This window comes from Burkholderia contaminans (genome assembly GCF_029633825.1).
Taxonomy (GTDB): Bacteria; Pseudomonadota; Gammaproteobacteria; order Burkholderiales; family Burkholderiaceae; genus Burkholderia; species Burkholderia contaminans.
Window position 1 is genome coordinate 1548322 of the sequence record NZ_CP090641.1, and the last position, 23617, is coordinate 1571938.

The 23617-nt window shown below is 68.4% G+C and carries 19 protein-coding genes and 1 pseudogene; 6 read left to right on the forward strand and 14 right to left on the reverse strand.

Going from position 1 to position 23617, the window contains the following annotated elements; all coding sequences use genetic code 11:
* Positions 1–84: 84 nt before the first annotated feature.
* Complete coding sequence (locus LXE91_RS24615; RefSeq protein WP_039349667.1) at positions 85–1521, reverse strand: DUF1254 domain-containing protein; 1437 nt, start codon at positions 1519–1521, stop codon at positions 85–87.
* Positions 1522–1793: 272 nt separating this feature from the next.
* Here LXE91_RS24615 and LXE91_RS24620 point away from each other — a divergent pair.
* Positions 1794–1937, forward strand: a pseudogene (locus tag LXE91_RS24620) (toxin-antitoxin system HicB family antitoxin); the annotation flags it as partial.
* Between the two features lie 213 nt (positions 1938–2150).
* The gene (locus tag LXE91_RS24625; protein WP_076841415.1) at positions 2151–4982 is read left to right on the forward strand and encodes a heavy metal translocating P-type ATPase; all 2832 of its coding nucleotides are present in this window, start codon (positions 2151–2153) and stop codon (positions 4980–4982) included.
* Positions 4983–5277: 295 nt separating this feature from the next.
* On the opposite strand, the gene LXE91_RS24630 is transcribed toward LXE91_RS24625, so the two are convergent.
* From LXE91_RS24630 to LXE91_RS24645, 4 genes are all read right to left on the reverse strand, one after another.
* Positions 5278–5757, reverse strand: coding sequence for a GNAT family N-acetyltransferase (locus LXE91_RS24630; RefSeq protein WP_039349662.1), 480 nt, complete (start codon positions 5755–5757; stop codon positions 5278–5280).
* A 165-nt stretch (positions 5758–5922) separates the two neighbouring features.
* On the reverse strand, positions 5923–6078 hold the full coding sequence (locus LXE91_RS24635; RefSeq protein ID WP_006481665.1) for a hypothetical protein: 156 nt from the start codon (positions 6076–6078) through the stop codon (positions 5923–5925).
* Positions 6079–6253: 175 nt separating this feature from the next.
* Positions 6254–7684, reverse strand: a complete 1431-nt coding sequence (locus LXE91_RS24640) for a hypothetical protein (protein ID WP_039349660.1) — start codon at positions 7682–7684, stop codon at positions 6254–6256.
* Positions 7685–7776: 92 nt separating this feature from the next.
* Positions 7777–8475, reverse strand: a complete 699-nt coding sequence (locus tag LXE91_RS24645; RefSeq protein ID WP_039349658.1) for an MgtC/SapB family protein — start codon at positions 8473–8475, stop codon at positions 7777–7779.
* Positions 8476–8589: 114 nt separating this feature from the next.
* Here LXE91_RS24645 and LXE91_RS24650 point away from each other — a divergent pair, with 114 nt between their 5' ends.
* Positions 8590–9699, forward strand: a complete 1110-nt coding sequence (locus tag LXE91_RS24650) for an AGE family epimerase/isomerase (RefSeq protein ID WP_039349656.1) — start codon at positions 8590–8592, stop codon at positions 9697–9699.
* On the opposite strand, the gene LXE91_RS24655 is transcribed toward LXE91_RS24650, so the two are convergent.
* On the reverse strand, positions 9672–11291 hold the full coding sequence (locus LXE91_RS24655) for a methyl-accepting chemotaxis protein (protein ID WP_039349654.1): 1620 nt from the start codon (positions 11289–11291) through the stop codon (positions 9672–9674). The genes LXE91_RS24650 and LXE91_RS24655 overlap by 28 nt on opposite strands.
* Before the next feature lie 269 nt (positions 11292–11560).
* Here LXE91_RS24655 and LXE91_RS24660 point away from each other — a divergent pair, with 269 nt between their 5' ends.
* Complete coding sequence (locus LXE91_RS24660) at positions 11561–12004, forward strand: PaaI family thioesterase (RefSeq protein WP_011353771.1); 444 nt, start codon at positions 11561–11563, stop codon at positions 12002–12004.
* A gap of 117 nt (positions 12005–12121) precedes the next feature.
* On the opposite strand, the gene LXE91_RS24665 is transcribed toward LXE91_RS24660, so the two are convergent.
* From LXE91_RS24665 to prpB, 7 genes are all read right to left on the reverse strand, one after another.
* Positions 12122–12403 carry a type II toxin-antitoxin system RelE family toxin gene (locus tag LXE91_RS24665; protein WP_039349649.1) on the reverse strand — a complete coding sequence of 94 codons (282 nt, stop codon included), beginning with the start codon at positions 12401–12403 and terminating at the stop codon, positions 12122–12124.
* Positions 12393–12641 (reverse strand): type II toxin-antitoxin system Phd/YefM family antitoxin, encoded by a 249-nt coding sequence (locus LXE91_RS24670; protein ID WP_039349647.1) that lies wholly within the window; start codon positions 12639–12641, stop codon positions 12393–12395. Before LXE91_RS24670 ends, LXE91_RS24665 begins: the two co-directional genes overlap by 11 nt.
* Before the next feature lie 141 nt (positions 12642–12782).
* A complete protein-coding gene (locus tag LXE91_RS24675) occupies positions 12783–13835 on the reverse strand; it encodes a CaiB/BaiF CoA transferase family protein (protein WP_039349645.1) in 1053 nt (350 codons plus the stop codon).
* A gap of 183 nt (positions 13836–14018) precedes the next feature.
* Positions 14019–15209 carry a 2-methylaconitate cis-trans isomerase PrpF gene (prpF, locus tag LXE91_RS24680; RefSeq protein ID WP_039349643.1) on the reverse strand — a complete coding sequence of 397 codons (1191 nt, stop codon included), beginning with the start codon at positions 15207–15209 and terminating at the stop codon, positions 14019–14021.
* A 26-nt stretch (positions 15210–15235) separates the two neighbouring features.
* Positions 15236–17830 (reverse strand): Fe/S-dependent 2-methylisocitrate dehydratase AcnD, encoded by a 2595-nt coding sequence (acnD, locus tag LXE91_RS24685; RefSeq protein WP_039349641.1) that lies wholly within the window; start codon positions 17828–17830, stop codon positions 15236–15238.
* A gap of 81 nt (positions 17831–17911) precedes the next feature.
* A complete protein-coding gene (gene prpC / locus LXE91_RS24690; RefSeq protein WP_027790338.1) occupies positions 17912–19084 on the reverse strand; it encodes a bifunctional 2-methylcitrate synthase/citrate synthase in 1173 nt (390 codons plus the stop codon).
* A gap of 164 nt (positions 19085–19248) precedes the next feature.
* The gene (prpB, locus tag LXE91_RS24695; RefSeq protein ID WP_039349639.1) at positions 19249–20142 is read right to left on the reverse strand and encodes a methylisocitrate lyase; all 894 of its coding nucleotides are present in this window, start codon (positions 20140–20142) and stop codon (positions 19249–19251) included.
* A 170-nt stretch (positions 20143–20312) separates the two neighbouring features.
* Between prpB and prpR the strand changes: the two genes are divergently transcribed.
* Positions 20313–22295 (forward strand): propionate catabolism operon regulatory protein PrpR, encoded by a 1983-nt coding sequence (prpR, locus tag LXE91_RS24700; RefSeq protein WP_039349633.1) that lies wholly within the window; start codon positions 20313–20315, stop codon positions 22293–22295.
* Between the two features lie 41 nt (positions 22296–22336).
* Here prpR and LXE91_RS24705 read toward each other — a convergent pair whose 3' ends face one another.
* On the reverse strand, positions 22337–22981 hold the full coding sequence (locus LXE91_RS24705) for a CGNR zinc finger domain-containing protein (RefSeq protein ID WP_039349630.1): 645 nt from the start codon (positions 22979–22981) through the stop codon (positions 22337–22339).
* Positions 22982–23233: 252 nt separating this feature from the next.
* Here LXE91_RS24705 and LXE91_RS24710 point away from each other — a divergent pair, with 252 nt between their 5' ends.
* Positions 23234–23617, forward strand: coding sequence for a VOC family protein (locus LXE91_RS24710; protein ID WP_039349627.1), 384 nt, complete (start codon positions 23234–23236; stop codon positions 23615–23617).

A 23617-nucleotide genomic window follows, 5' to 3' on the forward strand; every position in this document is an offset into this window, starting at 1 on the left:
CCGAAAGTATAGGCTCAGGAGGTGACGGCACGGGGTTCGGGCGCCGTCGCGCCCGCCGGTCGGACAACGCCGCCGGTCGTCCGTTCACTTCCGGACGACGACGGGCGGCATCCACGACCCGTCGCTCGCCTGCGGCTTCGGCGCGTACAGGCGCAACGCGAGTGCGAAATCGGCGCGCGGCGCCGGCAGCCAGTTGGCCGCATGCGTGCCGCCCGGCGACGCCGACACGACGATGTCGATCGAGCCGTCGTGGTTGCGGCGCAGGCGGTCGCGATCGCCGAGCGAGCGGCGCGCCGACCCGACGTCGGGCAGCGCGCCGTTGGTCGTATAGGGCGTGAGCGTCCAGAACGCGCGCACCGGCGGCAGCGCGCCTGGCGCGAAATGCAGCGCATAGCGATTCGCGCCGTTCAGCGCATGGCCGTCGCTGTCGACGCGGACGACCGCGAGCGTTTCGTCGTCGCGCGTCGCGGTGCCGAACTGCGTGTAGGCCGCGTACGCGCGCAGCGTGTAGTCCTGGCCGTACTTGCCGGCCGTATCGCCGATCCAGCTCCAGCCGTTCGCGTTCAGCAGGTTCGACGGCGGGGTCGAGAGCCGCGCGCGCGCCTCGGCGACGCCGGCCGTCGCGGCCGTGAGGCGGTCGCCCGTCCACAGCACCGGATAGCCGGCCGACACGCCGATGTCGCGGAGCAGTTCCTGTGCGTGCGCATCGTCGGCCGGCGCCGGGTTGTCCTGCAGCGCCTGCGCGAAGCGCGTGAAGAACGCCTTCGGATCGAGTGCGGCCACCTGCTCGGCCGGCGTGCCGCCGCCCACCGCTTCGGACGGCGCACTGCCCGCATGGACCGCGACCGACGCGCCGCGCGCCGCGCCCGTGTAGACGGACAGCGGCACCACGCGGATCGCGCGCTGCAGTTTCTTCACGTTCGTGAGGTCGCGCCCGCCGCTCGTCTGCAGCCGGACTTCGAGCCACGCGTTGGCCGACGGCACGTCGATCCGGACCGCGCCCTGCGGCAGCGTGCCCTGCCAGTCCTTCGCGGCGAACGCAATCGTTTGCGATCGCGCACCGCCGCGTGCCCCGCGTGCAGCCACGCTCGACGACGACCACAGCACGTTCGTCCACATGTCGAGTGCGCGCGCATCCCAGTAGCGGCCGCGCGTGTCGGGCAACGTGACGATCACGGGTTCGGTCGCGACGTCGAGCCAGCCGATCGAGTCGAGCGTGTCGACGCCCGGCAGCGGCGGATTGACCGCGCCGACGGGCGGCAGCGCCTGCGCATGGCGCAGCGTGTTGAGCGGCGCCTGCCCCGGTTGCGCGCCGTCGCCGCCGGTTGCCGCTTCCTTCGCGACGTCCATCAGCACGAGCGGATACGCGTAGACATAGGAGTCGGCGACTTCCGCCCGCATCCAGCCGGTTTTCCGCTGGATTGCATCCGGTTGCGACGCGCACCCCGCTAGCAACGCCGCGAGGGCAAGCGACGCGCACGCGCGCCGCAGAAAAACTGATTCCTGCTGGTTTTCAATCATCGATTACTGGCCGAATATCGTTCTTTTCAGTCAACGCCTTGTTCGACCTGCAAATGGCGAAAGCAAGGCACCCCAGCCTGCCCGGGCAACCGTTTCGCGACGGTTCATAACACTGGGCGCTGATGTCAGGCCGGTATCATAGCGCCTCAGGGCATCCCCCAATATGCCGATTAGCGGGTGGCGCGTATTCGCGGGCCCAATGGGTCCGAAAATGTCTCGCCGGGTCTTCAGGATAATTGGGGCGACATCGCAGCGGTTTCGGCTGGCTTTAGGTGCCCGAGCGGATCGCCGACCGAACCTATAGCGGTGAATTCAAGGTCCGCATCCCGCCGCAAGCTCACCGTGCGCTGGTGATCCAGGCCGCCGAACAAGGCGTCAGCCTGAACCGTCTCGCAAGCGCCAAGCTCTGCGCGTAACCGGTCGATTACGTGCAGCACGTGACGCCCGGCCTTCCTCGTGGAAGCCGGGCGTTCACTTTTTACGGGTCGTGGCACCCTGTGAACACGGATGGCCTCAGCCGATCCGCCCGCCTGGCATCGCGTACATCATCCACTACTTGACCTTACCATCATGGGAATGTTGATACTGGGATCATTGGCGGCATGAGCCGCGCATTCAGGGAATCCGACATGACTGAACCACTTGCCTCCGCAGCGCTGCATACGATCGAGCTGGGCATCGATGGCATGCATTGCGGCGGCTGTACGGGCCGCGTGCAACGGGCGCTGGCCGCGGTACCGGGCGTCGTCGAGGCGACGGTCGACCTCGACACGCACACGGCGGCTGTGACGGCGCACGATACGGTCGACGCCGCACAACTCGTCGAGGCGGTCGGTACAGCCGGCTACGGCGCCGCCGTGCGCGACCCGCTGCCCGAAGACGCTGCGACGCCGCATGCCCATCCTGTCGAAGCATCGCCCGCGCCGATGGCCGCCGCCGCTTCGACTGCCCGCCACCCGCTTCCGGCCGACAGCACCATCATCGAACTCGATATCGACGGGATGACCTGTGCATCGTGCGTGTCGCGCGTCGAAAAGGCGCTCGCGAAGGTGCCGGGCGTCACGCGCGCGTCGGTCAACCTCGCGACCGAACGGGCAACCGTCGACGCCGCGCCCGACGTGACTGCCGCCCGGCTTGCCGAAGCCGTGAAACAAGCCGGTTATGGCGCGACGCCGGTGGCCGGCGCCGCGATCCCGCCGGCAGCCTCCAACGCCCCCGCCGATCTCGAACTCGACATCGGCGGAATGACCTGCGCCTCCTGCGCCGGCCGCGTCGAAAAGGCGCTGGCCGCCGTGCCGGGCGTCGCGGGCGTTTCCGTCAACCTCGCGACCGAGCGCGCTTCCGTACACGGCGCCGGTGCGCTCGACGCCGCGGCGCTGATCGCGGCCGTCACCACCGCCGGCTACCGCGCGTCGCTCTCCGCCACATCATCAGCCGGTGCCGCCGGGGCTGACGCGCAACCGGCCGGCCCCGCGCAAGACCCCGACGTCCGCAAGCACCTCGAAGCGATTCGCGAACGCGATCTCGTGATCTGGTCCGCCGTGCTGAGCGCGCCCCTTGTCGCACCGATGCTCGTCGCGCCGTTCGGCATCGACCTGATGCTGCCCGGCTGGCTCCAGCTCATGCTCGCATCGATCGTCCAGTTCGGCTACGGCGCGCGCTTCTATCGCGCGGCCTGGCATGCGGTGAAGGCGCGCACCGGCAACATGGACCTGCTCGTCGCGCTCGGTACGTCGGCCGCGTACGGGCTGAGCCTGTGGATGCTGCTGCGCGCCCCCCTGCACCCCGGCCACCTGTATTTCGAGGCGTCGGCCGTCATCGTCACGCTGGTGCGCTTCGGCAAGTGGCTCGAGTCGCGCGCGAAGCGCCAGACCACCGACGCGATCCGCGCGCTGAACGCGCTGCGTCCCGACCGCGCGCGCGTCATCGAGCACGGCGTCGAGCGCGACGTGCCGCTGGCGCAGGTGCGCGTCGGCACCCGCGTCAGCATCCGTCCCGGCGAGCGCGTGCCGGTCGACGGCCGGATCGTGACGGGCCGCTCGCACATCGACGAATCGCTGATCACCGGTGAAAGCCTGCCCGTGCCGAAGGACGACGGCGACCCCGTCACGGCCGGCTCGATCAACGGCGAAGGCGCGCTCGTCGTCGAAACCACCGCGATCGGCGCGGAAACGACGCTCGCACGCATCATCCGCCTCGTCGAATCCGCGCAGGCCGAGAAGGCGCCGATACAGCGGCTCGTCGATCGCGTGAGCGAGGTATTCGTGCCGGCGATCCTCGGCATCGCGTTGCTGACGCTGATCGGCTGGCTGATCGCTGGCGCCGGCACGGAAACCGCGATCCTCAACGCGGTCGCGGTGCTCGTCATTGCGTGCCCATGCGCGCTCGGCCTGGCGACGCCCGCCGCGATCATGGCCGGCACGGGCGTCGCGGCCCGGCACGGCGTGCTGATCAAGGATGCGCAGGCGCTCGAACTCGCGCAGCGCACGACGGTGATCGCGTTCGACAAGACCGGTACGCTGACCGAAGGCAAGCCGTCCGTGACGGCGTTCGAAGCGGTCGGCGTGCCGCATGACGAAGCGCTCGCGCTCGCGGCGGCGGTGCAACGCCAGAGCGACCATCCGCTCGCGCGCGCCGTGGTCGCCGCGCACGAAGCCGAACTGGCCGCACGCGGCGGTGCGGTGTCATCGCCCGTCGCCGCCGATGCGCGTGCGGTGGCCGGACGCGGCGTGGAAGCACGTGTCGGCGGACAGTTGCTCGCGCTCGGCAGCACGCGCTGGCGCGACGAACTCGGCATCGCGGTGCCGCCCGCGCTCGATGCACGCGCAGCGGAACTCGAGCGCGCGGGCAACACGATCTCGTGGCTGATGCGCGCCGACGCGCCGCGCGCGTTGCTCGCGCTGATCGCTTTCGGCGATACCGTGAAGCCGGGGGCCCGCGACGCGATCGCGGCGCTGTCGGCGCGCGGTGTCGCGAGCGTACTCGTGACGGGCGACAACCGCGGCAGCGCGGCCGCCGTCGCGGCGTCGCTCGGCATCGGCGAGGTGCATGCGCAGGTGCTGCCCGACGACAAGGCGCGCGTCGTCACCGAGTTGAAGCGCACGCACGGCGGAATCGTCGCGATGGTCGGCGACGGGATCAACGATGCGCCCGCGCTCGCGGCGGCCGATGTCGGCATCGCGATGGCGACCGGTACGGATGTCGCGATGCACACGGCCGGCATCACGCTGATGCGCGGCGACCCGGCGCTCGTCGCCGACGCGATCGACATCTCCCGGCGCACGTACCGGAAGATCCAGCAGAACCTGTTCTGGGCGTTCGTCTACAACCTGGTCGGCGTGCCGCTCGCGGCGCTCGGCTGGCTGAACCCGGTGATCGCGGGCGCGGCAATGGCGTTTTCCAGCGTCAGCGTCGTGACCAACGCGTTGCTGTTGCGGAGATGGAAGGGGCGCGCGGGGTGACGTGTGCCGGTGACGTGTGCCGGTGACGTGTGCCGGTGACGTGTGCCGGTGACGTGTGCCGGTGACGTGTGCCGGTGACGTGTGCCGGTGACGTGTGCCGGTGACGTGTGCCGGTGACGTGTGCCGGTGACGTGTGCCGAACGGCCTGATGGCCGTTCGGCGTTCGCGCTTGGCGCTTGGCGCTTGGCGCTTGGCGCTTGGCGCTTGGCAAACAGGAAGGATCGTAAGTCGGCCGGCATTGGCCGATGGCGAGTCGAATCGCCAGCGCGTGTCGGCGCGGCGCCGGCCGATGGCTTCAGTCCGAAATGACTGGCTTGATCAAGGTCGTCGTGATCGGCGCGAAGCCGCACGCACGATACAACGCACGGGCCGCCGCGTTGTGATTGAACACCGACAACCCGATCTCGGTGACGCCGTACCGGCGTGCCTCGGCATCGAGCGCCTCGAGCGTACGCGTGGCCCAGCCCTGGCGGCGCCGGGACGGGGCGATGTCGAGGTCGTAGATGAACAGCGTGCGGTTCGGCCCTTCAGGCACGATCGCGTACCAGAGGTCACCCACCGCGTCGCCGCTAGTGCCGTCGATGAGCACGACAAGGGTTTGGCCGGAGGTGCGCAGGCCGTCCGGCAGCAGCGTGTCGAAACAGGCGCGCGCCCGGCTGGCCGCGTCTTCGACAGCATTTTGTCCGGATGAAACGAGATCGCTCGCGTAGCCGTCGATGGCTCGCATGCGGTACGCGTGGAATTCGCTCGCCGTCATCGGCCGCATCTGCAGCATGGCGCGGTCACCGTGAACGGAATCGGACTTCCAGTGTAGCGGGACGGTCGCGCCGGCGCGCGATGCAGCGGCGGAAAGCGGAAAGACAGGTGCGGCAGGCGCCGCGCTGACAGCCAATCAGCGAATCAGCGAATCAGCGAATCAGCGAATCAGCGAATCAGCGAATCAGCGACGGTACAGGACGATCGGCACGAGGTGCGCACGACGCACGCGCTCGGCTTCGGCACGACGCGCAGCGTACGAGTATTCGGCGTCAAGCGGCAGGTGCGGGGACACGAAAAGGTCGTCGATCTTTTGCAGCAGGGCGAGGATGAAGCTCATTTGAGACTCCTGACAGGTGTGGCTAGGGTTTTCCCTTAGATGGACTCCATTCTAAGGGTTTTCCCTGAACTCTGCCAGCGCACCGCATCAGTTTGCCGCAGGCGCGCGACGGCGGATCGCCGATACATAGCGGCGATCGTTGCTCCGTCAGGCTCCCAGGATAGGGTCGAAACGATTAACGCGTGCGGCGAGCGCGCTTCGCGACGGCCGCCTCGCGGTTCGCGTTGCGCTGAAGCCGGTCGACTTGCGACAACAGCGCCTCGTGATGCTCCTCGAGCGTCATCAGCGTTGCCTGTTGCGTCGACAGATCGGCCGCGAGGCGATCGATCCGCTGCTGCTTCGTGGCGACGTCCTGTTTCAGGTGCGCGATCTGCCGCGTCTGCATCACCAGCGCGACGAGCCCGGCCAGCACGACGACGGCCAACGCCAGCAGCAGGCGGTTGACGCGACGCATCTCGCGATCGGCCGCGCGCGTCAGGCCGTCCACATCGGCCTGCAGTGCGGCGAGCCGGTCGGTCAGCGGACGCAGGTGCGTGTCCGGATCGAAGACCGGGGCGCCCGGTTGCGTGCGCTCCGCCGATGGCTTCGTGACAAAGGAGGCAGCGGAAGCCGGTGGCACGGCGTCATGGGCCTTCGCGACGTTAGCCGTGTTAGCCGTGTTAGCCGTGTTAGCCGGGTTGGCCGGGTTGGCAGCATTCGCGGCAATCACCGGCTTGGCCGGCTGCGCCGACGTCTGCGGCTCGACCGTCGTCACCGAGTCTGACACCTGGCTCGCCCCGACCGCCTCCGCCACCGTGCCCACGCTCGTCACGACCAGCGCGGATTGCTCCGTTGTCGCGTCGCTTGCACCGGCAGCCGCCCGGCGTTTACCGCCCGACGGCGCACGGCGTTCCTTCACGGCGTCGCCGGCGGGCCGCCCTTCGCGGGATTTAACGGCGGTAGCAGCAACAACAGCAGCCTTCTCGACTGCACCATCAGCCGCTTGAGATCCGGTCGCCTTCGCCTCAGCACCATCGGTTGCTTGCAGCTTGGTCGCCACCGTTGCGGCGCCATCGCCCGCCCGCACATCGTCGGCCTTCGTTGCGGCGCCATCGCCCGCAAGCCCATCGGCGGCTTTCGATGCAACGCCATCGGCCAGGGGAATATCGACCGCCTTCATCGCAGCCGCGCCAGAATCCGGCACGACGTCGACGTTAGCGTCACCACCGCCTTCAGGCGACGAAACGCCATGCGCCACCGTCGCGTCTCCAGGCGTCACTGCACCTTCTGTTGCATCAACATGTCCTGCCGCGGCCACCGCCTCCGGTGCACTGAACCCGTCCAGCGCAGCCTGCCGCCCGGACGCCACATCGTCCGCGACATCGGCTTGCGCGCCCGCTTCGTCACGCACCGCGGCCGGCACGCGTTCACCCGGCTCGAGCACGGGATCGCCGAACAGGTCGAGCGTCTGTTCGTCCCGCGATGCGTCGCCGGCCGGCGCACTGCCGGACCGCACCGTCGCCCTCGCGGACGTACTGCCCGCGGCAGCAGCCGAGCGCGGTCGCGAACGGGCCGACGAACGATTGGAACGGGAGCGGGAGCGAGGCGAGGAAACGGATTCGGTCATGGAAATCGGATGGCTGGGCCCGCAAGCGCGGAACCGGATGTCGAACGGAATCGGTGGTCGGCCATTGTCGCATGCCCCGTCGCCGATTCCGCCTATTCGTCGCCCGACAACCCGTTGCCCTCTTCGAAACGCGTGACGCCCTTCAGCGCGCGCAGCTTGTCGCAGATCGCCCGGTATTCGAGTTCCGACACCCGCGCGAGCGCGATGCGCACCTCGTCGTGCTCGCCCGTGTCGTCGGCGCGCTGCACGATGAACTGCTTCACCCGCGCACTGTCCGGACCCAGCGCCGCGTGCAGCGAATCGAAGTTCAGCGTGCCGCCCACGACCGTCAGCACGAGCTGGCGCCGCTGGCGCGCCGTGAAGTAGCGCCGCTCCAGCGGCTTGATGCCGGCCAGGATGATCAGGATGATGATCGTCGCCGAAATCGACGCGACGTAGAGCCCGCCTCCCACCGCGAGGCCGATCGCGGCGACCGACCACAGGCTCGCGGCGGTCGTCAGCCCGCGCACGATCTCGCCGCGCAGCAGGATCGAGCCCGCGCCGAGGAAGCCGATGCCCGACACGACCTGCGCGGCGATCCGCGACGGATCGAGCACGATATGCTCGCTGCTGCCGAGTATGTCGGCGAACCCGAACGCCGACACGATCATGATCAGCGTCGAACCGACACAAACGAGCATGTGCGTACGCAGGCCGGCCGCCCACGACAGGCGCTCGCGCTCGAAGCCGATGACGCTGCCCAGCGCCGCCGCGAGGACGAGCCGCATCACGAGTTCCAGGTTGCTCAGCATGCGATTTATCTCCTTTTTTGGTGCCGGCCGCGCGGAATGTTTTATCCTTGGCCCCGGCCGCGCCGATCCTCCGGGCCGCGCCGACACGTTTTGAACCCAGCGCTCAACCCCGTCATGTCCGTTTCCGACTCCGCTTCCGCCCAGGCCGCCCAGCTGCGCCACCATTTCGCGCACGTCGTCTTGCCGATCTGGCGGGGTTCAGGGTTCGACCAGACATTACAGTTGCCGTTCGAAGCCGTCGATCCGGCCACCCACGCGCCGCTGCCCGTGACCCGATATCGCGCAATGGCCTGTGCACGGCAACTGTTCGTGTTCGCACGGGCCGGCGACACCGCGCACGCGGCCACGCTGTTCGACGCGCTGGGCCGCCGCTTTCGCGACCCGCGCCACGGCGGCTGGCACTACAGCGTGGATGCGCAGGGCGCACCGCTCGACACGACCAAGGATCTCTACACGCACGCCTTCATCGTGTTCGCGTGTGCGGCGTGGTATGCGGCGTCGGGCGACGTCGCCGCGCGCCAGGCGGCCGAAGAGACCGCCGCGCTGATTCAGGACCGTTTCGCGCCGCACCGCGGCGACGCGCTGCTCGATGCCGCCCGCCACGCCGATTTCTCGTCATCCGGCAGCGGGACGCTGCAGAATCCGCTGATGCACCTGACCGAAGCGTGGCTCGCGGCGGCCGCTGCATTCGGCGATGCGGCGTTCGATGACGCGCTCGCGCACACCGCACAGGCCGTCGAGCGCACGTTCGTCGACGCGGCAACCGGCTGCGTGGCCGAGCTGCCGCTCGACGCAGCCGACAACCGGTTCGAGCCCGGCCATCAGTTCGAGTGGTTCTATCTGGTCGATGCGGCCGGCGCGCGGCTCGCGCAGACCGGGCTCCCCGGCGCGCTGGCGCGCGCGTTCGTGTTCGCGGAGCAATACGGCGTCGATCCGCAGACGGGCGGCGTCTGCGCGGCGCTCGACGCGCAAGGCGCGTGCATCGACGGCACGCAGCGGATCTGGGCGCAGACCGAGTACCTGCGCGCGCTCGCGACGCACGGCGGCACGGCGGCCTCCGCGCCGCTCGCGCGGCAGATCGAACGCTTCGCCGCGCGCTTCCTGCATCCGCGCGGCTGGTTCGAGTGCAAGACGGCGGACGGGCAGGTGGCGCGCGCCGACATGCCGTCGACGACGCCCTACCACCTCGAGACCGCCTACGCGGCGCTGCCTGCCGGCGCGTAACCCGCGTCGTCGAACGACGGCGCCGCGCGCTCGCCGCGTGCGGCGCGGCCATCGCCCAGTTCGAACACCGACACCGCCTGCATCAGGTGCGCGGTCTGGTCGTTCAGCGACGCGGCCGCCGCCGCGACCTCCTCCACCAGCGCGGCGTTCTGCTGCGTGAGCTGATCCATCTGCGTGACGGCCTGGTTCACCTGCTCGATCCCGACGCTCTGCTCGACCGACGCCGCGGTGATCTCGGACATCGTCTGCACGACGCGCGTGATCGACGCCGATACCGTCCGCATCGCGTCGCCGGCGCGCTCGACGAGCTCCGCGCCGCCGTTGATCTGCGCGACCGAATCCTCGATCAGCGCCTTGATCTCCTTCGCCGATTGGGCGCTGCGCTGCGCGAGCGAGCGCACTTCGCCCGCGACGACCGCGAAGCCGCGCCCCTGTTCGCCTGCGCGTGCGGCTTCCACGGCCGCGTTCAGCGCAAGGATGTTGGTCTGGAACGCGATGCCGTCGATCACCGAGATGATCTCCGCGATCCGCCCCGAACTCTGTGCGATCCCGCGCATCCGGTCGATCACGCTGTCGACCACGCCGCCGCCGTGGCTCGTCGCCTCGAGCGCCGCGTCGGCCAGCGCGCTCGCCGCGCGCGCGCTGTCGGTGTTCTGCCGGACGGTCGCCGTCAGTTCCTCCATGCTCGCGGCCGTTTCCTCGAGCGACGCGGCCTGCGTGCCGGTGCGCGCCGACAGGTCGGCGTTGCCGCCCGCGATCTCGCCCGCGCCGAGGTGGATCGCATCCGACGCCTGGCGCACCGTGCGCACGGTGCCCGCGATGCTCGTCTGCATCGTGGCGAGGCCGCGCAGCATCCGGTCGATCTCGAACACGCCGCCGGCCCGCACGACTTCATCGAGCCGGCCCTGCGCGATCCGCTCGAAATGGCGGCCGGCTTCTTCCAGCGGCGCGACGACCGCGCGCCGTGCGGCCGCGTAGATCGCTGCGCTCGCCGCGAGCATCGCCACCAGCAGCACGATGCCGACCGACTTGAACCAGAGCATGCCGCCGTCGATGGTGTCGAGCGCCGCGCGGCTCGAAGCGCCGCCATAGTCGGTGAAGCGGCGCAGCTCGGCGAGATAGGCGTCCTGGATGCTCTGCGTCGGCTGGTCGAGGAAGGCCTGGATGTTGTCGGCATCGAGGAACTGCACGAGTTCGCCCAGCGCGCCGCGCAGCGCGCGATAGCGCTCGGTGAGCGCCGCGACGCGCGCGCGGTTGGCATCGTCGACCGGCTGCGCGGCCGTCAGCGCGGCGAACGCCTTGTCGGCTTCCGCGAGCGACGCGCCGGCATGGCGAATGATGTCTTCCGGCTTCGGGCCGCCGCGCACCATCCGCGTGCCGGCGCGCGACAGGTTGATGCGCGCGTCGAGCAGCTGCTGGGTCGCCTGGCTGGCTGCCTCGACCTGCGTGATCGCGACGTTCGACAGATCGTCGACGCCGCCGCGCGTGGACTTGAGCGCCCAGAAGCCGAGCGCCTCGATCGCGAACAGGAAGAGGCAAAACACGGTCAACACGCCGAGCAGACCCGACGCGAGCTTGATTTTTCCGAACATGGGGAGATTCCTGGAAAGCGGACGATGAGGCAATGCCCCGGCATTAGCGGCATTTCTTCGTCGGACTTTAGGTGCGCATGGCGACGAAATGCGCGTTGCCCGCGCATTCCCGCGGAATCGCCCGCAAACGGGGAAATCCACGGCATTCGACGCAACAATCACGTCGCATCGCGCCGGAAATTGCATGAAATGCGGACGAATTTCCTTGCTTATCCGCATCCCCCTTCCTAGAGTTCAGCGCAAGCGGGCACTCATTTCGAGGAAAGTCGATGACCGACATCACGGACCACGCGCGCGGCGCATTGCGTGCGCAACCGTTCAGCATGCTGCTGGGCACGGAGCTGATGCACATCGGCGACAACGAAGTGTCGCTGTGCCTGCCCGTGCGCGAAGAACTGCGGCAGCAGCACGGTTTCGTGCACGGCGGCGTCATCAGCTACCTCGCGGACAACGCGCTGACGTTCGCCGGCGCGCTCGTGCTCGGCCCGCGCGTGATCACGGCGGAATACAAGATCAACTACCTGCGGCCGGCCGTGAACGGCACGCTCGTCGCCCGCGCGAAGCTCGTCTACGCGGGGCGGCATCAGGCGACCTGCCAGTGTCATGTGTTCGTCATCGACGGCGATCACGAGCGGCTCGTCGCGATCGCGCAGGGCACGATCAACCGCGTCGGCGACGGCAAGATGCCGGATGCGCCGGAGGAAACGGCGTGAGCGGTTCTCCGCACTTGAAAGATCGCCCGTCCTTCCAGAAGACGATCACCGCGTAGTCGAGCCGAGCGGCCAGACGTGCGGAAAAGCTTGCCGCTTCCATATGCGGCGCATGGGGATCTAACGCTTCATCGCGGCAAGATAGACAGCATCGCGCTCGCGTCGACCGACCGCCACGACCAGTACGAGCACTTCCGAATCGCGCACTTCGTACACGAGCCGATAGCCGACGCTGCGCAGCTTGATCTTGTAGCGGTCCGGATGACCCTGCAGCTTCGCGGACGGTATTCGAGGATTCTCGAGCCGCTCGGCGAGCCGGGATTTGAACTGATCGCGAACGGTGCGATCGAGCTTCTTCCACTCTTTCAGAGCAGGTTCGAGAAAGGCAAGCTCAAAGGTCATTCAGCTTGACCTTGACGACCTTCTCCTTGGCGCGCTTGTCGGCCAACGCGTTGTCTTCGATATCTTCAAGGCGTTCGACCATCGCCTCCCAGGTCTTCGCCGGGATGCAATAGAACGCGGGTTCGTTGTGATTCAGGATCGCGACCGGGAAACCCTCTCCTGCCGCGACCGTGCCCATCGGATTCCGCTTCAGTTCCGAAACGCTCGCCGTAACGTTGGCCAGAATGGTATGAGGCATGTCGACTCCTTTTTCAACAGGAGATCGATTGTACTCTTTTTAAGGCCAAATTTAGCACCATAATTGGCGCCCAAGATTTGCGAAGTCTTTCGACAATGTGCGTTTCGAGACTGGCTCAACGACCTCGACATGTCAGTCCGTCTACTCCACCCCGCCCCCCGCCAACGGCAAAAACCGCGGCGCCACCCGCGCCCGCACGTTGCCGTTCTCATCCGTCCGATAGATCCCGCGCGCCGCGTTGTGCGGATGCGTAGCCGCGTCGGCCACGCTCAGCACCGGCGCGAAACACGCGTCGGTGCCTTCGAGCAACGCGCGCCAGTGCGCGGACGGCTGCTGCGCGAACACGTCGGCAAAACGCGCCTTCAACGCGGGCCAGCGCGCGCGGTCGTACTGCGACGCCGGATCGACGTCGGTCAGCCCGAGCCGTTCGACCAGCAGCGCATAGAACGGCGGCTCGAGCGCGCCGATCGTCACGCATTCGCCATCCGCGCAGCGATACACGTCGTAGAACGGCGCATCGTGAAAGAGGCTCGGCTGCGCGCCGTCGAGCTGCCCGTTCGCGCGCGCCCACAGCGCGAGCGAACCGAGCATCGACACGATGTCGACGATCGCGCCGTCGACCACGCGCCCCGGGCCGCCGCCACGCACGTCGAACAGCGCGCAGACGATTCCGAACGCGAGCCCGAGCGCGCCGCCCGCATCGCCGACGACGGTCGGCGGCAACCCCGGCCTGCCGTCGCGCGGCGCCGACAACGACAGCAGCCCCGTCAGCGCGACGTAGTTCAGGTCGTGTCCGGCCGCGGCCGCGAGCGGGCCGTGCTGGCCCCAGCCGGTCATCCGCCCGTACACGAGCGTCGGGTTGCGGCATGCGCAATCGTCCGGCCCGAGGCCGAGCCGTTCCATCACGCCGGGCCGCAGCCCCTCGATCAGCGCATCGGCCTGCGCGATCAGTTCGAGCGCGGCGTCGCGGCCGGCCGGCGACTTCAGGTCGAGTTCGACGACCGTCTTGCCTTCGCGCAGCAGGTCGCCGTCGCAGGCCCGCAACGCGTCAGGCGCGCTCGTGCGGCCGGACGGGCGGGCGATCAGCGTGATCCGCGCGCCCATCCCGGCAAGCATCCAGCCCGCGAGCGGGCCGGGGCCGAGACCTTCGAATTCGACGATGTGGATGCCGGCAAGCGGCGCATCGAGCGGCATGCGATTCTCCTGTCCGTGTCACGTATCGCGACGGTCTCCGATGCCGTGCGCGTCGCATCGGATCGCGCCCGTCACGCGGGCGTCAACGCGTCACATGAAAAAATCCCTGCGTCGCGGGGTCCGCTTCGCAGGGATCGGGGTGAGCCGTGCTCATTCCGGCTGCCTTGCCGGAACCGGCAACGCTCAGAACGCGTCGCCCGGCACCCTCACCCAGCCTTCCATCAACACGCGCGCACTGCGGCTCATGATCGCCTTGGTGACGGTCCACTCGCCGTTCTCGAGCTGCGCTTCCGCGCCGACGCGCAGCGTGCCCGACGGATGCCCGAAGCGCACCGCGTTGCGTTCGCCGCCGCCCGCCGCCAGGTTGACGAGCGTGCCGGGGATCGCCGCGGCCGTGCCGATCGCGACCGCTGCCGTGCCCATCATCGCGTGGTGCAGCTTGCCCATCGACATCGCGCGCACCAGCAGGTCGACGTCGCCCGCGTTCACGCGCTTGCCGCTCGATGCAACGTAGTCGGCCGGCTTCGCGACGAACGCGATCTTCGGCGTGTGCTGCCGCGTCGCGATTTCATCGAGCGTGTCGATCAGGCCCATCCGCAGCGCGCCGTGCGCACGAATCGTCTCGAACTTCTCGAGCGCCTTCGCATCGCCGTTGATCGCGTCCTGCAGCTCGGTGCCCGTATAGCCGATCGCTTCCGCTTCGACGAAGATCGTCGGGATCCCCGCGTTGATCATCGTCGCCTTCAGCGTACCGACGCCCGGCACCGCGAGATCGTCGACGAGGTTGCCGGTCGGGAACATCGACCCGCCCGCGCCCTCTTCCTCGGCGGCCGGATCCATGAACTCGAGCTGCACTTCGGCGGCCGGGAACGTGACGCCATCCAGCTCGAAGTCGCCCGTCTCCTGCACCGCACCGTTCGTCACCGGCACATGCGCGACGATCGTCTTGCCGATGTTCGCCTGCCAGATCCGCACGGTCGCGACGCCGTCGCGCGGCACGCGGGCCGGATCGACGAGCCCGCTGCTGATCGCGAACGGGCCGACCGCCGCCGACAGGTTGCCGCAGTTGCCGGTCCAGTCGACGAACGCCTTGTCGATCGACACCTGGCCGAACAGGTAGTCGACGTCGTGGCCGGGCCGCGCGCTCTTCGACACGATCACCGTCTTGCTGGTGGACGACGTCGCGCCGCCCATCCCGTCGATCTGCTTGCCGTATGGATCGGGGCTGCCGATCACGCGCAGCAGCAGCGCGTCGCGCGCGGCGCCCGGCGCCTGCGCGGCGTCCGGCAGGTCCTGCAGCCGGAAGAACACGCCCTTGCTGGTGCCGCCGCGAATGTAGGTCGCGGGAATCCTGATTTGAGGAATGTGAGCCATGTGTGCGTTATCCCTGTGTGACTCGGTCAAGCCGCCTGAGACGATTCGAGGAAGTCCTGCGCGAAGCGCTGCAGCACGCCGCCCGCCTCATAAATCGACACTTCCTCGGCCGTATCGAGCCGGCACGTCATCGGCACCTCGACGCGCTCGCCGTTCCTGCGGTGAATCACGAGCGTCAGGTCGGCGCGCGGCGTGCGCTCGCCGATCACGTCGAAGGTTTCGGTGCCGTCGATGCCGAGCGTCGTCCGGTTCGTGCCGGGCTTGAACTCGAGCGGCAGCACGCCCATCCCGATCAGGTTCGTGCGGTGGATCCGCTCGAAGCCTTCGGCGGCGATCGCCTCGACACCCGCGAGCCGCACGCCCTTCGCGGCCCAGTCGCGCGACGAGCCCTGGCCGTAGTCGGCGCCCGCCACGACGATCAGCGGCTGCTTGCGATTCATGTACGTCTCGATCGCTTCCCACATCCGCATGACCTTGCCTTCCGGCTCGACGCGCGCGAGCGAGCCCTTCTTCACCGCGCCGTCGACGATCGCCATCTCGTTGATCAGCGTCGGGTTCGCGAAGGTCGCGCGCTGCGCGGTCAGGTGGTCGCCCCGGTGCGTCGCGTACGAGTTGAAGTCTTCTTCCGGCAGGCCCATCTTCGCGAGGTATTCGCCGGCCGCGCTGTCCAGCAGGATCGCGTTCGACGGCGACAGGTGGTCGGTCGTGATGTTGTCGCCGAGCACCGCGAGCGGGCGCATCCCCTGCAACGTGCGCTCGCCGGCCAGTGCGCCTTCCCAGTACGGCGGACGGCGGATGTACGTGCTCTGCGCGCGCCAGTCGTACAGCGGCGCCGCGCGCTCGCCCGCCTCCGCGCTACGCGCGAACATCGGTTCGTAGACCTTGCGGAACTGCTCGGGCTTCACGCTCGCCGCGACGATCGCATCGATCTCCTCGTCGGTCGGCCAGATGTCCTTCAGCGTGACGGGCTTGCCGTCCTGGTCGTGGCCGAGCACGTCCTTCTCGATGTCGAAGCGGATCGTGCCGGCGATCGCATACGCGACGACCAGCGGCGGCGACGCGAGGAACGCCTGCTTCGCATACGGGTGGATGCGGCCGTCGAAGTTGCGGTTGCCGGACAGCACGGCCGTCGCGTACAGGTCGCGATCGACGATCTCCTGCTGGATCTTCGGGTCGAGCGCGCCCGACATCCCGTTGCAGGTCGTGCACGCGAACGCGACGATGCCGAAGCCGAGCTTCTCGAGTTCGGGCAACAGGTTCGCTTCTTCCAAATACAGCTCGACCGCCTTCGAGCCGGGCGCGAGCGAGCTCTTCACCCACGGCTTGCGCGTGAGGCCGCGCGCGTTCGCGTTGCGGGCGAGCAAGGCCGCGGCGATCACGTTGCGCGGGTTGCTGGTGTTCGTGCAGCTCGTGATCGCAGCGATGATCACCGCGCCGTCGGGCATCTCGCCCGGCTTCTCTTCCCACTTGCCGGCGATCCCGCGTGCGGCGAGGTCCGACGTCGGCAGCCGCTTGTGCGGGTTCGACGGGCCGGCCATGTTGCGCACGACGCTCGACAGGTCGAACGTCAGCGTGCGTTCGTATTGCGCGTTGTTCAGCGTGTCGGCCCACAGGCCCGCCACCTTCGCGTAGGTCTCGACCAGCTTCACCTGCTCGTCGCTGCGGCCGGTGAGGCGCAGGTAATCGGTCGTCTGGCCGTCGATGAAGAACATCGCGGCCGTCGCGCCATACTCGGGTGCCATGTTCGAGATCGTCGCGCGATCGCCGAGCGTGAGGCTCGCCGCGCCTTCGCCGCGGAACTCCAGATATGCGCCGACCACCTTCTCCTTGCGCAGGAACTCGGTCAGCGCGAGCACGACGTCGGTCGCGGTGATGCCGGGCTGGCGCTTGCCGGTCAGCTCGACGCCGACGATGTCCGGCAGGCGCATCCACGACGCGCGGCCGAGCATCACGTTCTCCGCCTCCAGCCCGCCGACGCCGATCGCGATCACGCCGAGCGCGTCGACGTGCGGCGTGTGGCTGTCGGTGCCGACGCAGGTATCCGGGAACGCCACGCCATCCTGCGCCTGGATCACCGGCGACATCTTCTCGAGGTTGATCTGGTGCATGATGCCGTTGCCCGGCGGGATCACGTCGACGTTCTCGAACGCCTTCTTCGTCCACTCGATGAAGTGGAAGCGATCTTCGTTGCGACGATCCTCGATCGCGCGGTTCTTCGCGAACGCGTCCGGATCGAAGCCGCCGCACTCGACCGCGAGCGAGTGGTCGACGATCAGCTGCACCGGCACGACCGGGTTCACCTTGGCCGGGTCGCCGCCGCCGTCGGCGATCGCGTCGCGCAGGCCGGCGAGATCGACGAGCGCCGTCTGCCCGAGGATGTCGTGGCACACGACGCGCGCCGGGAACCACGGGAAATCACGTTCGCGCTTGCGCTCGATGATCTGCTTCAGCGAATCGGCAAGGATCGCCGGATCGCAGCGGCGCACGAGGTTTTCGGCGAGCACGCGCGACGTGTACGGCAGCGTGTCGTAGGCGCCGGGCGCGATCGCTTCGACCGCGGCACGCGCGTCGAAATAGTCCAGCGACGTGCCGGGCAGGGGTTTGCGGTTGGCGGTATTCATGGTGTGGGGCGGAATTCGGGGTAAGGCGTTCCGCGCGCGCCGGCTGCCCGCATCACGGACGCCGGCGCGCGCGGCGGACGATCAGCGCTTCTCGATCGGCACGAACTGCAGGTCTTCCGGACCGGTGTAGTTCGCACTCGGGCGGATGATCTTGTTGTCGATGCGCTGCTCGATGATGTGCGCGCTCCAGCCGGACGTGCGCGAGATCACGAACAGCGGCGTGAACATCGCGGTCGGCACGCCCATCATGTGATACGACACCGCGCTGAACCAGTCGAGGTTCGGGAACATCTTCTTCGCTTCCCACATCACCGATTCGAGGCGCTCGGCGATGTTGTACAGCTTCAGGTCGCCCGCTTCCTTCGACAGCTTGTGCGCGACGCCCTTGATCACCTTGTTGCGCGGATCGGAGATCGTGTAGACCGGGTGCCCGAAACCGATCACGACTTCCTTGTTCTCGACGCGGCGGCGGATGTCGGCTTCGGCGTCGTCCGGCGAGCTGTAGCGGCTCTGGATTTCATACGCGACTTCGTTCGCGCCGCCATGCTTCGGCCCGCGCAGCGCGCCGATCGCGCCGGTGATCGCCGAGTAGATGTCCGAGCCCGTGCCCGCGATCACGCGGCCGGTGAACGTCGACGCATTGAACTCGTGCTCCGCGTACAGGATCAGCGACGTGTGCATCGCCTCGACCCACGACTTCGACGGCGTCTTGCCGTGCAGCAGATGCAGGAAGTGGCCGCCGATCGAGTCGTCGTCGGTTTCCGTCTCGATGCGCTTGCCGTTGTGCGAGAAGTGATACCAGTACAGCAGCATCGAGCCGAGCGATGCCATCAGGCGGTCGGCGATGTCGCGTGCGCCCGGCAGGTTGTGGTCGTCCTTCTCCGGCAGCACGGTGCCGAGCACCGACACGCCCGTGCGCATCACGTCCATCGGGTGCGCGGACGCCGGGATCTGCTCGAGCGCCGCCTTCAGCGCGTTCGGCAGGCCGCGCAGCGCGCGCAGCTTCGCCTTGTACGCGGCCAGTTCGGTCAGGTTCGGCAGCGTGCCGTGCACGAGCAGGTGCGCGATTTCCTCGAACTCGCACGATTCGGCGACGTCGAGAATGTCGTAGCCGCGATAGTGCAGGTCGTTGCCGGTCTTGCCGACCGTGCACAGCGCGGTGTTGCCGGCCGTCACGCCCGACAGCGCCACCGACTTCTTCGGCTTGAATGCGCCTGCGGCGGCCGGTGCTGCTGCGTCTTTCGTCTCGCTCATGTTTCTGCTCTCCAATGTGTATCTGGGGTATGGGCTGTCGGCCGGACTTGGCGCTTCAGCGCTTAGTCCGGCCCCATGCTTCGCGGTCGGCCGGACTTGGCGCTTCAGCGCTTAGTCCGGCCCCATGCAAGGCTCTCCGGAATCGTGTCCCGGCGCGCGGGTGCTTACTTCTTGCCCTGCGCGAACAGCTCGTCGAGCTTGCGCTCGTATTCGTGATAGCCGAGGAAGTCGTACAGCTCGGCACGCGTCTGCATCGTCTGCACGGCTTCCTTCTGCGTACCGTCTCGGCGCACCGTCTCGTAGAAGTTCAGCGCAGCCTTGTTCATCGCGCGATACGCGCCGCAGCAGTACAGCGCGATGTCGACGTTCGCCTCGCGCAGCTCGTCGACCGTGAACAGCGGCGTCGAGCCGAACTCGGTCAGGTTCGCGAGGATCGGCACCTTCACCGCGGCCTTGAAGCGGCGGTAGTCGTCGAGCGTCTTCATCGCTTCCGGGAAAATCATGTCCGCACCGGCTTCGACATAGGCCACAGCGCGCTCGATCGCCGAGTCGATCCCTTCGGCGGCGGCGGCGTCGGTACGCGCCATGATCACGAACTGGTCGTCGGTACGTGCATCGACCGCCGCCTTGACGCGATCGACCATTTCCTCGATCGGCACGACTTCCTTGCCCGGACGGTGGCCGCAGCGCTTCTGGCCGACCTGGTCTTCCAGGTGCACGGCCGCGACGCCGGCCTTGATGAACGAACGCACCGTGCGCGCGATGTTGAACGCGCCGCCCCAGCCGGTATCGATGTCGACCAGCAGCGGCAGGTCGGTCGCGTTGGTGATCCGGTTCGCGTCGATCAGCACGTCTTCCATCGTGCTGATGCCGAGGTCGGGGATCCCGAGCGAGTTCGCGGCGACGCCGCCGCCCGACAGGTAGACGGCCTTGAAGCCGACGGCCTGTGCCATCTTGGCCGCGTACGCGGTGATCGCGCCGACCACCTGCAGCGGCTGCTCGGCCGCGACTGCCGCGCGGAATTTCGCGCCGGCGCTCTGAAGATGCGTATTGCTCATGAACGGCCTCCTGAAGGAACGACCATTAACAGCAAGGACCGGGCCAGCTCGCGCAACGTCGCTAACCCACTGATTCTTAAGCACCTGGCCGGGGCGAAGCCACGTCCGACGATTTCAATTCAGCAATTTCATGTTTCAAAAATGAAATCACGCGCGCATAATCGACCGCCATGGACCTCTCCTCGACCAAGCCCGTCGGCCCGGCCGATCGCGCGGTGCGCCCGCGTATCTGGGCGATGGGTATCAGCCGCCTGCGCGACCTGTTTCGCGAGATCGCCGGCGAATTCGACGAACGCGCCGACGTGCGCATCGTCACGCGCGCCTATGAGGATGCACTCAGCGCAATCGCCGAGGCCGGCACCGCGCGGCCCGACGTGATCGTCGCGGCCGGCTCGAACGGCGGCTTCCTGAAAACGCGTGCGCAGGTGCCGGTGGTGGTCGTGTCGCCGACCGGCTTCGACGTGATGCAGGCGCTCGCGCGCGCTCGGCGCGACGCGTCGCGGATCGCGCTCGTCAGCGCCGGGGAAACGCCGCCCGAAGTGCGCCGCTTCGTCGCCGCGTACGGCCTCGACGTGCAGTTTGCGTCATATCAGTCCGCGCAGGAAGCGGAAGCCTGCGTGCACGACCTGCACGACCGCGGCATCGAGACGATCGTCGGCCCCGGCCTCGTCACCGATCTCGCGGCCAGCGCCGGCATGGGCGCGGTGTTCCTGTATTCGCACGCATCGGTACGCAAGGCCGTCGAGACGGCGCTCGAAGTCGCGTACGCGACGCATGCCGAGGCGTTCCGCCGCCAGCGGCTCGACAACCTGCTCCAGCACCTGCGCGACGGCGTGGTCGCGCTCGACGCGCGCGGCCGTGTGGAAGCGATCAACGAGCGGCTCGCGTCGGCGCTCGGGGTCGAACCCGCGGCGGCCGTCGGCCGTGCGCTCGTCGACCTGCGGCCCGAGTTGCGCACGCTGCGCGGCGAGGACGGCGACGCGCTCGCGACCGTGCGCGGCGTGCGCTACGTCGTGCATCGCGGGCCGCTCGTCGATCGCGGCGTCACGTCGGGCAGCGTGCTGACGTTCCAGGAATCGCGCGCGGTCGAACGGCTCGATCGTGCGCTGCGTTCGCAGCCCACCACGCAGCAGTTCGCGGCGCGCTACGCGCTCGACGACGTGGTCGGCGCGTCGGCGCCGATGGCGCGCGTGCGCGATCTCGTGCGCCGTTACGCGAAATCCGACGCGACCGTGCTCGTGCTCGGCGAAAGCGGCACCGGCAAGGAAATGATCGCGCAAAGCCTGCACGCGCTCTCTGCGCGGCGCAGCTACCCGTTCGTCGCGGTCAATTGCGGCGCGTTTCCGGAAGCGCTGCTCGAAAGCGAGCTGTTCGGCTATGAGGAAGGCGCGTTCACCGGTGCGCGGCGCGGCGGCAAGACCGGCCTGTTCGAAGCCGCCCACCGCGGCACGCTGTTTCTCGACGAGATCGGCGAGATGCCGCCGTCGCTGCAGAGCCGGCTGCTGCGCGCGCTGCAGGAACGCGAGGTGATCCGCCTCGGCTCGACCGAGCCGATCCGCATCGACGTGCGCGTGATCGCCGCGACGCACCGTCCGCTGCTCGCGGCCGTCGAGGCCGGCACGTTCCGCGCGGATCTCTATTACCGGCTCAACATCCTGAACGTCGGCCTGCCGCCGCTGCGCGAGCGCGCAGCCGACATTCCCGCGCTCGCGGCCACGCTGCTCGTGCAGGCCGCACGACGCGAACCGCGCCTGGCCGAACGCCTGCGCGATGCCGACGACGCCGCGCGCGTGCTCGGTGCGACGCAGGCCGTGCTTGCGCGCTACGGATGGCCCGGCAACGTGCGCGAACTGCAGAACGTGATCGAGCGGATCGCGGTGGAGCTCGCCGAGGAAGCCGATGAAAACGATCCGGCCGCCGCATGCGGCGCGCTCGATCCCGACGCGCTGCAGGCGATCGCACCCGAGCTGTTCGCGGCACCACCCGACACGGCCGACAGCGACGATGCGCAGACACTGCACGCCCGCCGGCGTCGTGCGGAAGCCGACGAAATCCGAGCGGTGCTCGACGCGTGCGGCGGCGACCGCGACCGCGCGTGCGCGATGCTCGGCATCAGCAAGACGACGCTGTGGCGGAAGTTGTCGGCGAAATGAACAGGGCGGTTGCCGCGCAGTGAACGTGAACGGGCCGACCGTCAGTCGGCCTTGTGATAGTGGCGGTACGCCTTCGCTCGATTGCCGCACGACGACATCGAACACCAGCGGCGGCTGCCGTTCTTGCTGTCGTCGATGAACAGCCACTGGCAGGCGTCGTTCGCGCAACGCTTGACCTTCGCGAGCCGCGCACCGCCGAGCAGGTCGATCGCCGACCACAGCACCGGGCTCAGCAGCCCCGCCAGCGTCGCGCGCCCCTCCGCGATCCGCCACGCATAACCGCCATCGATGCGTGCCAGCGCGACGCGCGGCGCCGCTTCCGCCAGGAAGCCGCCGAGCAGCGCGAGATCGTCGGCCTGCGGCTCGCGCTGTTCGGCCTGCGCAAGAAAGAGCCGATACAGCGCCTCGCGCAACGCGAGCGCGTGCGCCAGCATCGCCGGTTCACCCGCCTCTTCGCCGAGCGCACGACACACTTCCGCCAGGCCGACCGGCACGCCGGCCTGCTCGCGACACCACGCCAGCAGGTCGTCCATCGTGCCGAAGGTTTCCGTCGGCGGATCGCTGCCGCGCCAATACAGCGTATTCGCGAAATCGATGCTCAGGGTTTCGGGTGGCGCCGGAATCAGGCAGTCCATCGTGACGGAAGGTTGCGTATCGCTCATGCCCGGATCGTATCTAACCACCATGCCGGTTGACAAGCGCCCGAGCGATTTCTAACATAACCAGCATGGTGGTTAAAAACGGGTTTGCCGTACCGACGTCCCTCTCAATCCAAGGAGACACAGATGATCGATCGTCTTTCGTTCAGGGTTATCCACACCGCCGCCAGCCGCATGTATGACGACAGCACGCTTGGCGCGCTTCGCTACAAGCGGCTGGCATGGTGTCTCTAAGCAGCTTCGCCGCACTGACGTCCCCCTCAGTCCAAGGAGCCACAAATGATCGACCACCTTTCGTTCGGCGTTGCCCACATCGACCGCAGCCGCACCTTCTACGACAGCGCGCTCGGCGCACTCGGCTACAAGCGTCTGTATAGCGACGACGGCGCCATCGGATACGGCACGACCGAGCCCGAGCTGTGGTTGGAGCACGTGGCTCGCCCCGTCGTCGCCGATCCCGAGTCGGGATTGCACCTGTCGTTCAAGGCCGCGTCGCCGGTCGAGGTCGACGCGTTCTACCGCGCCGCGCTCGAGCACGGCGGCAAGGACAACGGCGGGCCCGGCAAACGCGAGCACTACGGCCCCGGCTATTACGCGGCGTTCGTCGTCGACCCCGACGGCTACCGGCTCGAGGCGCACTGCGAACTCGACAACGTCGTCTGA

Bases quoted from the DNA above. Each gene is read 5' to 3' on its own strand.
- prpF (WP_039349643.1), bottom strand. From the start codon at position 15,209: ATGGCTCACATTCCTCAAATCAGGATTCCCGCGACCTACATTCGCGGC.
- LXE91_RS24665 (WP_039349649.1), bottom strand. From the start codon at position 12,403: ATGACCTTTGAGCTTGCCTTTCTCGAACCTGCTCTGAAAGAGTGGAAG.
- acnD (WP_039349641.1), bottom strand. From the start codon at position 17,830: ATGAATACCGCCAACCGCAAACCCCTGCCCGGCACGTCGCTGGACTAT.
- LXE91_RS24630 (WP_039349662.1), bottom strand. From the start codon at position 5,757: ATGCTGCAGATGCGGCCGATGACGGCGAGCGAATTCCACGCGTACCGC.
- LXE91_RS24625 (WP_076841415.1), top strand. From the start codon at position 2,151: ATGACTGAACCACTTGCCTCCGCAGCGCTGCATACGATCGAGCTGGGC.
- LXE91_RS24635 (WP_006481665.1), bottom strand. From the start codon at position 6,078: ATGAGCTTCATCCTCGCCCTGCTGCAAAAGATCGACGACCTTTTCGTG.
- LXE91_RS24615 (WP_039349667.1), bottom strand. From the start codon at position 1,521: ATGATTGAAAACCAGCAGGAATCAGTTTTTCTGCGGCGCGCGTGCGCG.
- LXE91_RS24655 (WP_039349654.1), bottom strand. From the start codon at position 11,291: ATGTTCGGAAAAATCAAGCTCGCGTCGGGTCTGCTCGGCGTGTTGACC.
- LXE91_RS24710 (WP_039349627.1), top strand. From the start codon at position 23,234: ATGATCGACCACCTTTCGTTCGGCGTTGCCCACATCGACCGCAGCCGC.
- LXE91_RS24650 (WP_039349656.1), top strand. From the start codon at position 8,590: ATGTCCGTTTCCGACTCCGCTTCCGCCCAGGCCGCCCAGCTGCGCCAC.
- prpC (WP_027790338.1), bottom strand. From the start codon at position 19,084: ATGAGCGAGACGAAAGACGCAGCAGCACCGGCCGCCGCAGGCGCATTC.
- LXE91_RS24670 (WP_039349647.1), bottom strand. From the start codon at position 12,641: ATGCCTCATACCATTCTGGCCAACGTTACGGCGAGCGTTTCGGAACTG.
- prpB (WP_039349639.1), bottom strand. From the start codon at position 20,142: ATGAGCAATACGCATCTTCAGAGCGCCGGCGCGAAATTCCGCGCGGCA.
- LXE91_RS24660 (WP_011353771.1), top strand. From the start codon at position 11,561: ATGACCGACATCACGGACCACGCGCGCGGCGCATTGCGTGCGCAACCG.
- LXE91_RS24645 (WP_039349658.1), bottom strand. From the start codon at position 8,475: ATGCTGAGCAACCTGGAACTCGTGATGCGGCTCGTCCTCGCGGCGGCG.
- LXE91_RS24675 (WP_039349645.1), bottom strand. From the start codon at position 13,835: ATGCCGCTCGATGCGCCGCTTGCCGGCATCCACATCGTCGAATTCGAA.
- LXE91_RS24640 (WP_039349660.1), bottom strand. From the start codon at position 7,684: ATGACCGAATCCGTTTCCTCGCCTCGCTCCCGCTCCCGTTCCAATCGT.
- LXE91_RS24705 (WP_039349630.1), bottom strand. From the start codon at position 22,981: ATGGTGGTTAGATACGATCCGGGCATGAGCGATACGCAACCTTCCGTC.
- prpR (WP_039349633.1), top strand. From the start codon at position 20,313: ATGGACCTCTCCTCGACCAAGCCCGTCGGCCCGGCCGATCGCGCGGTG.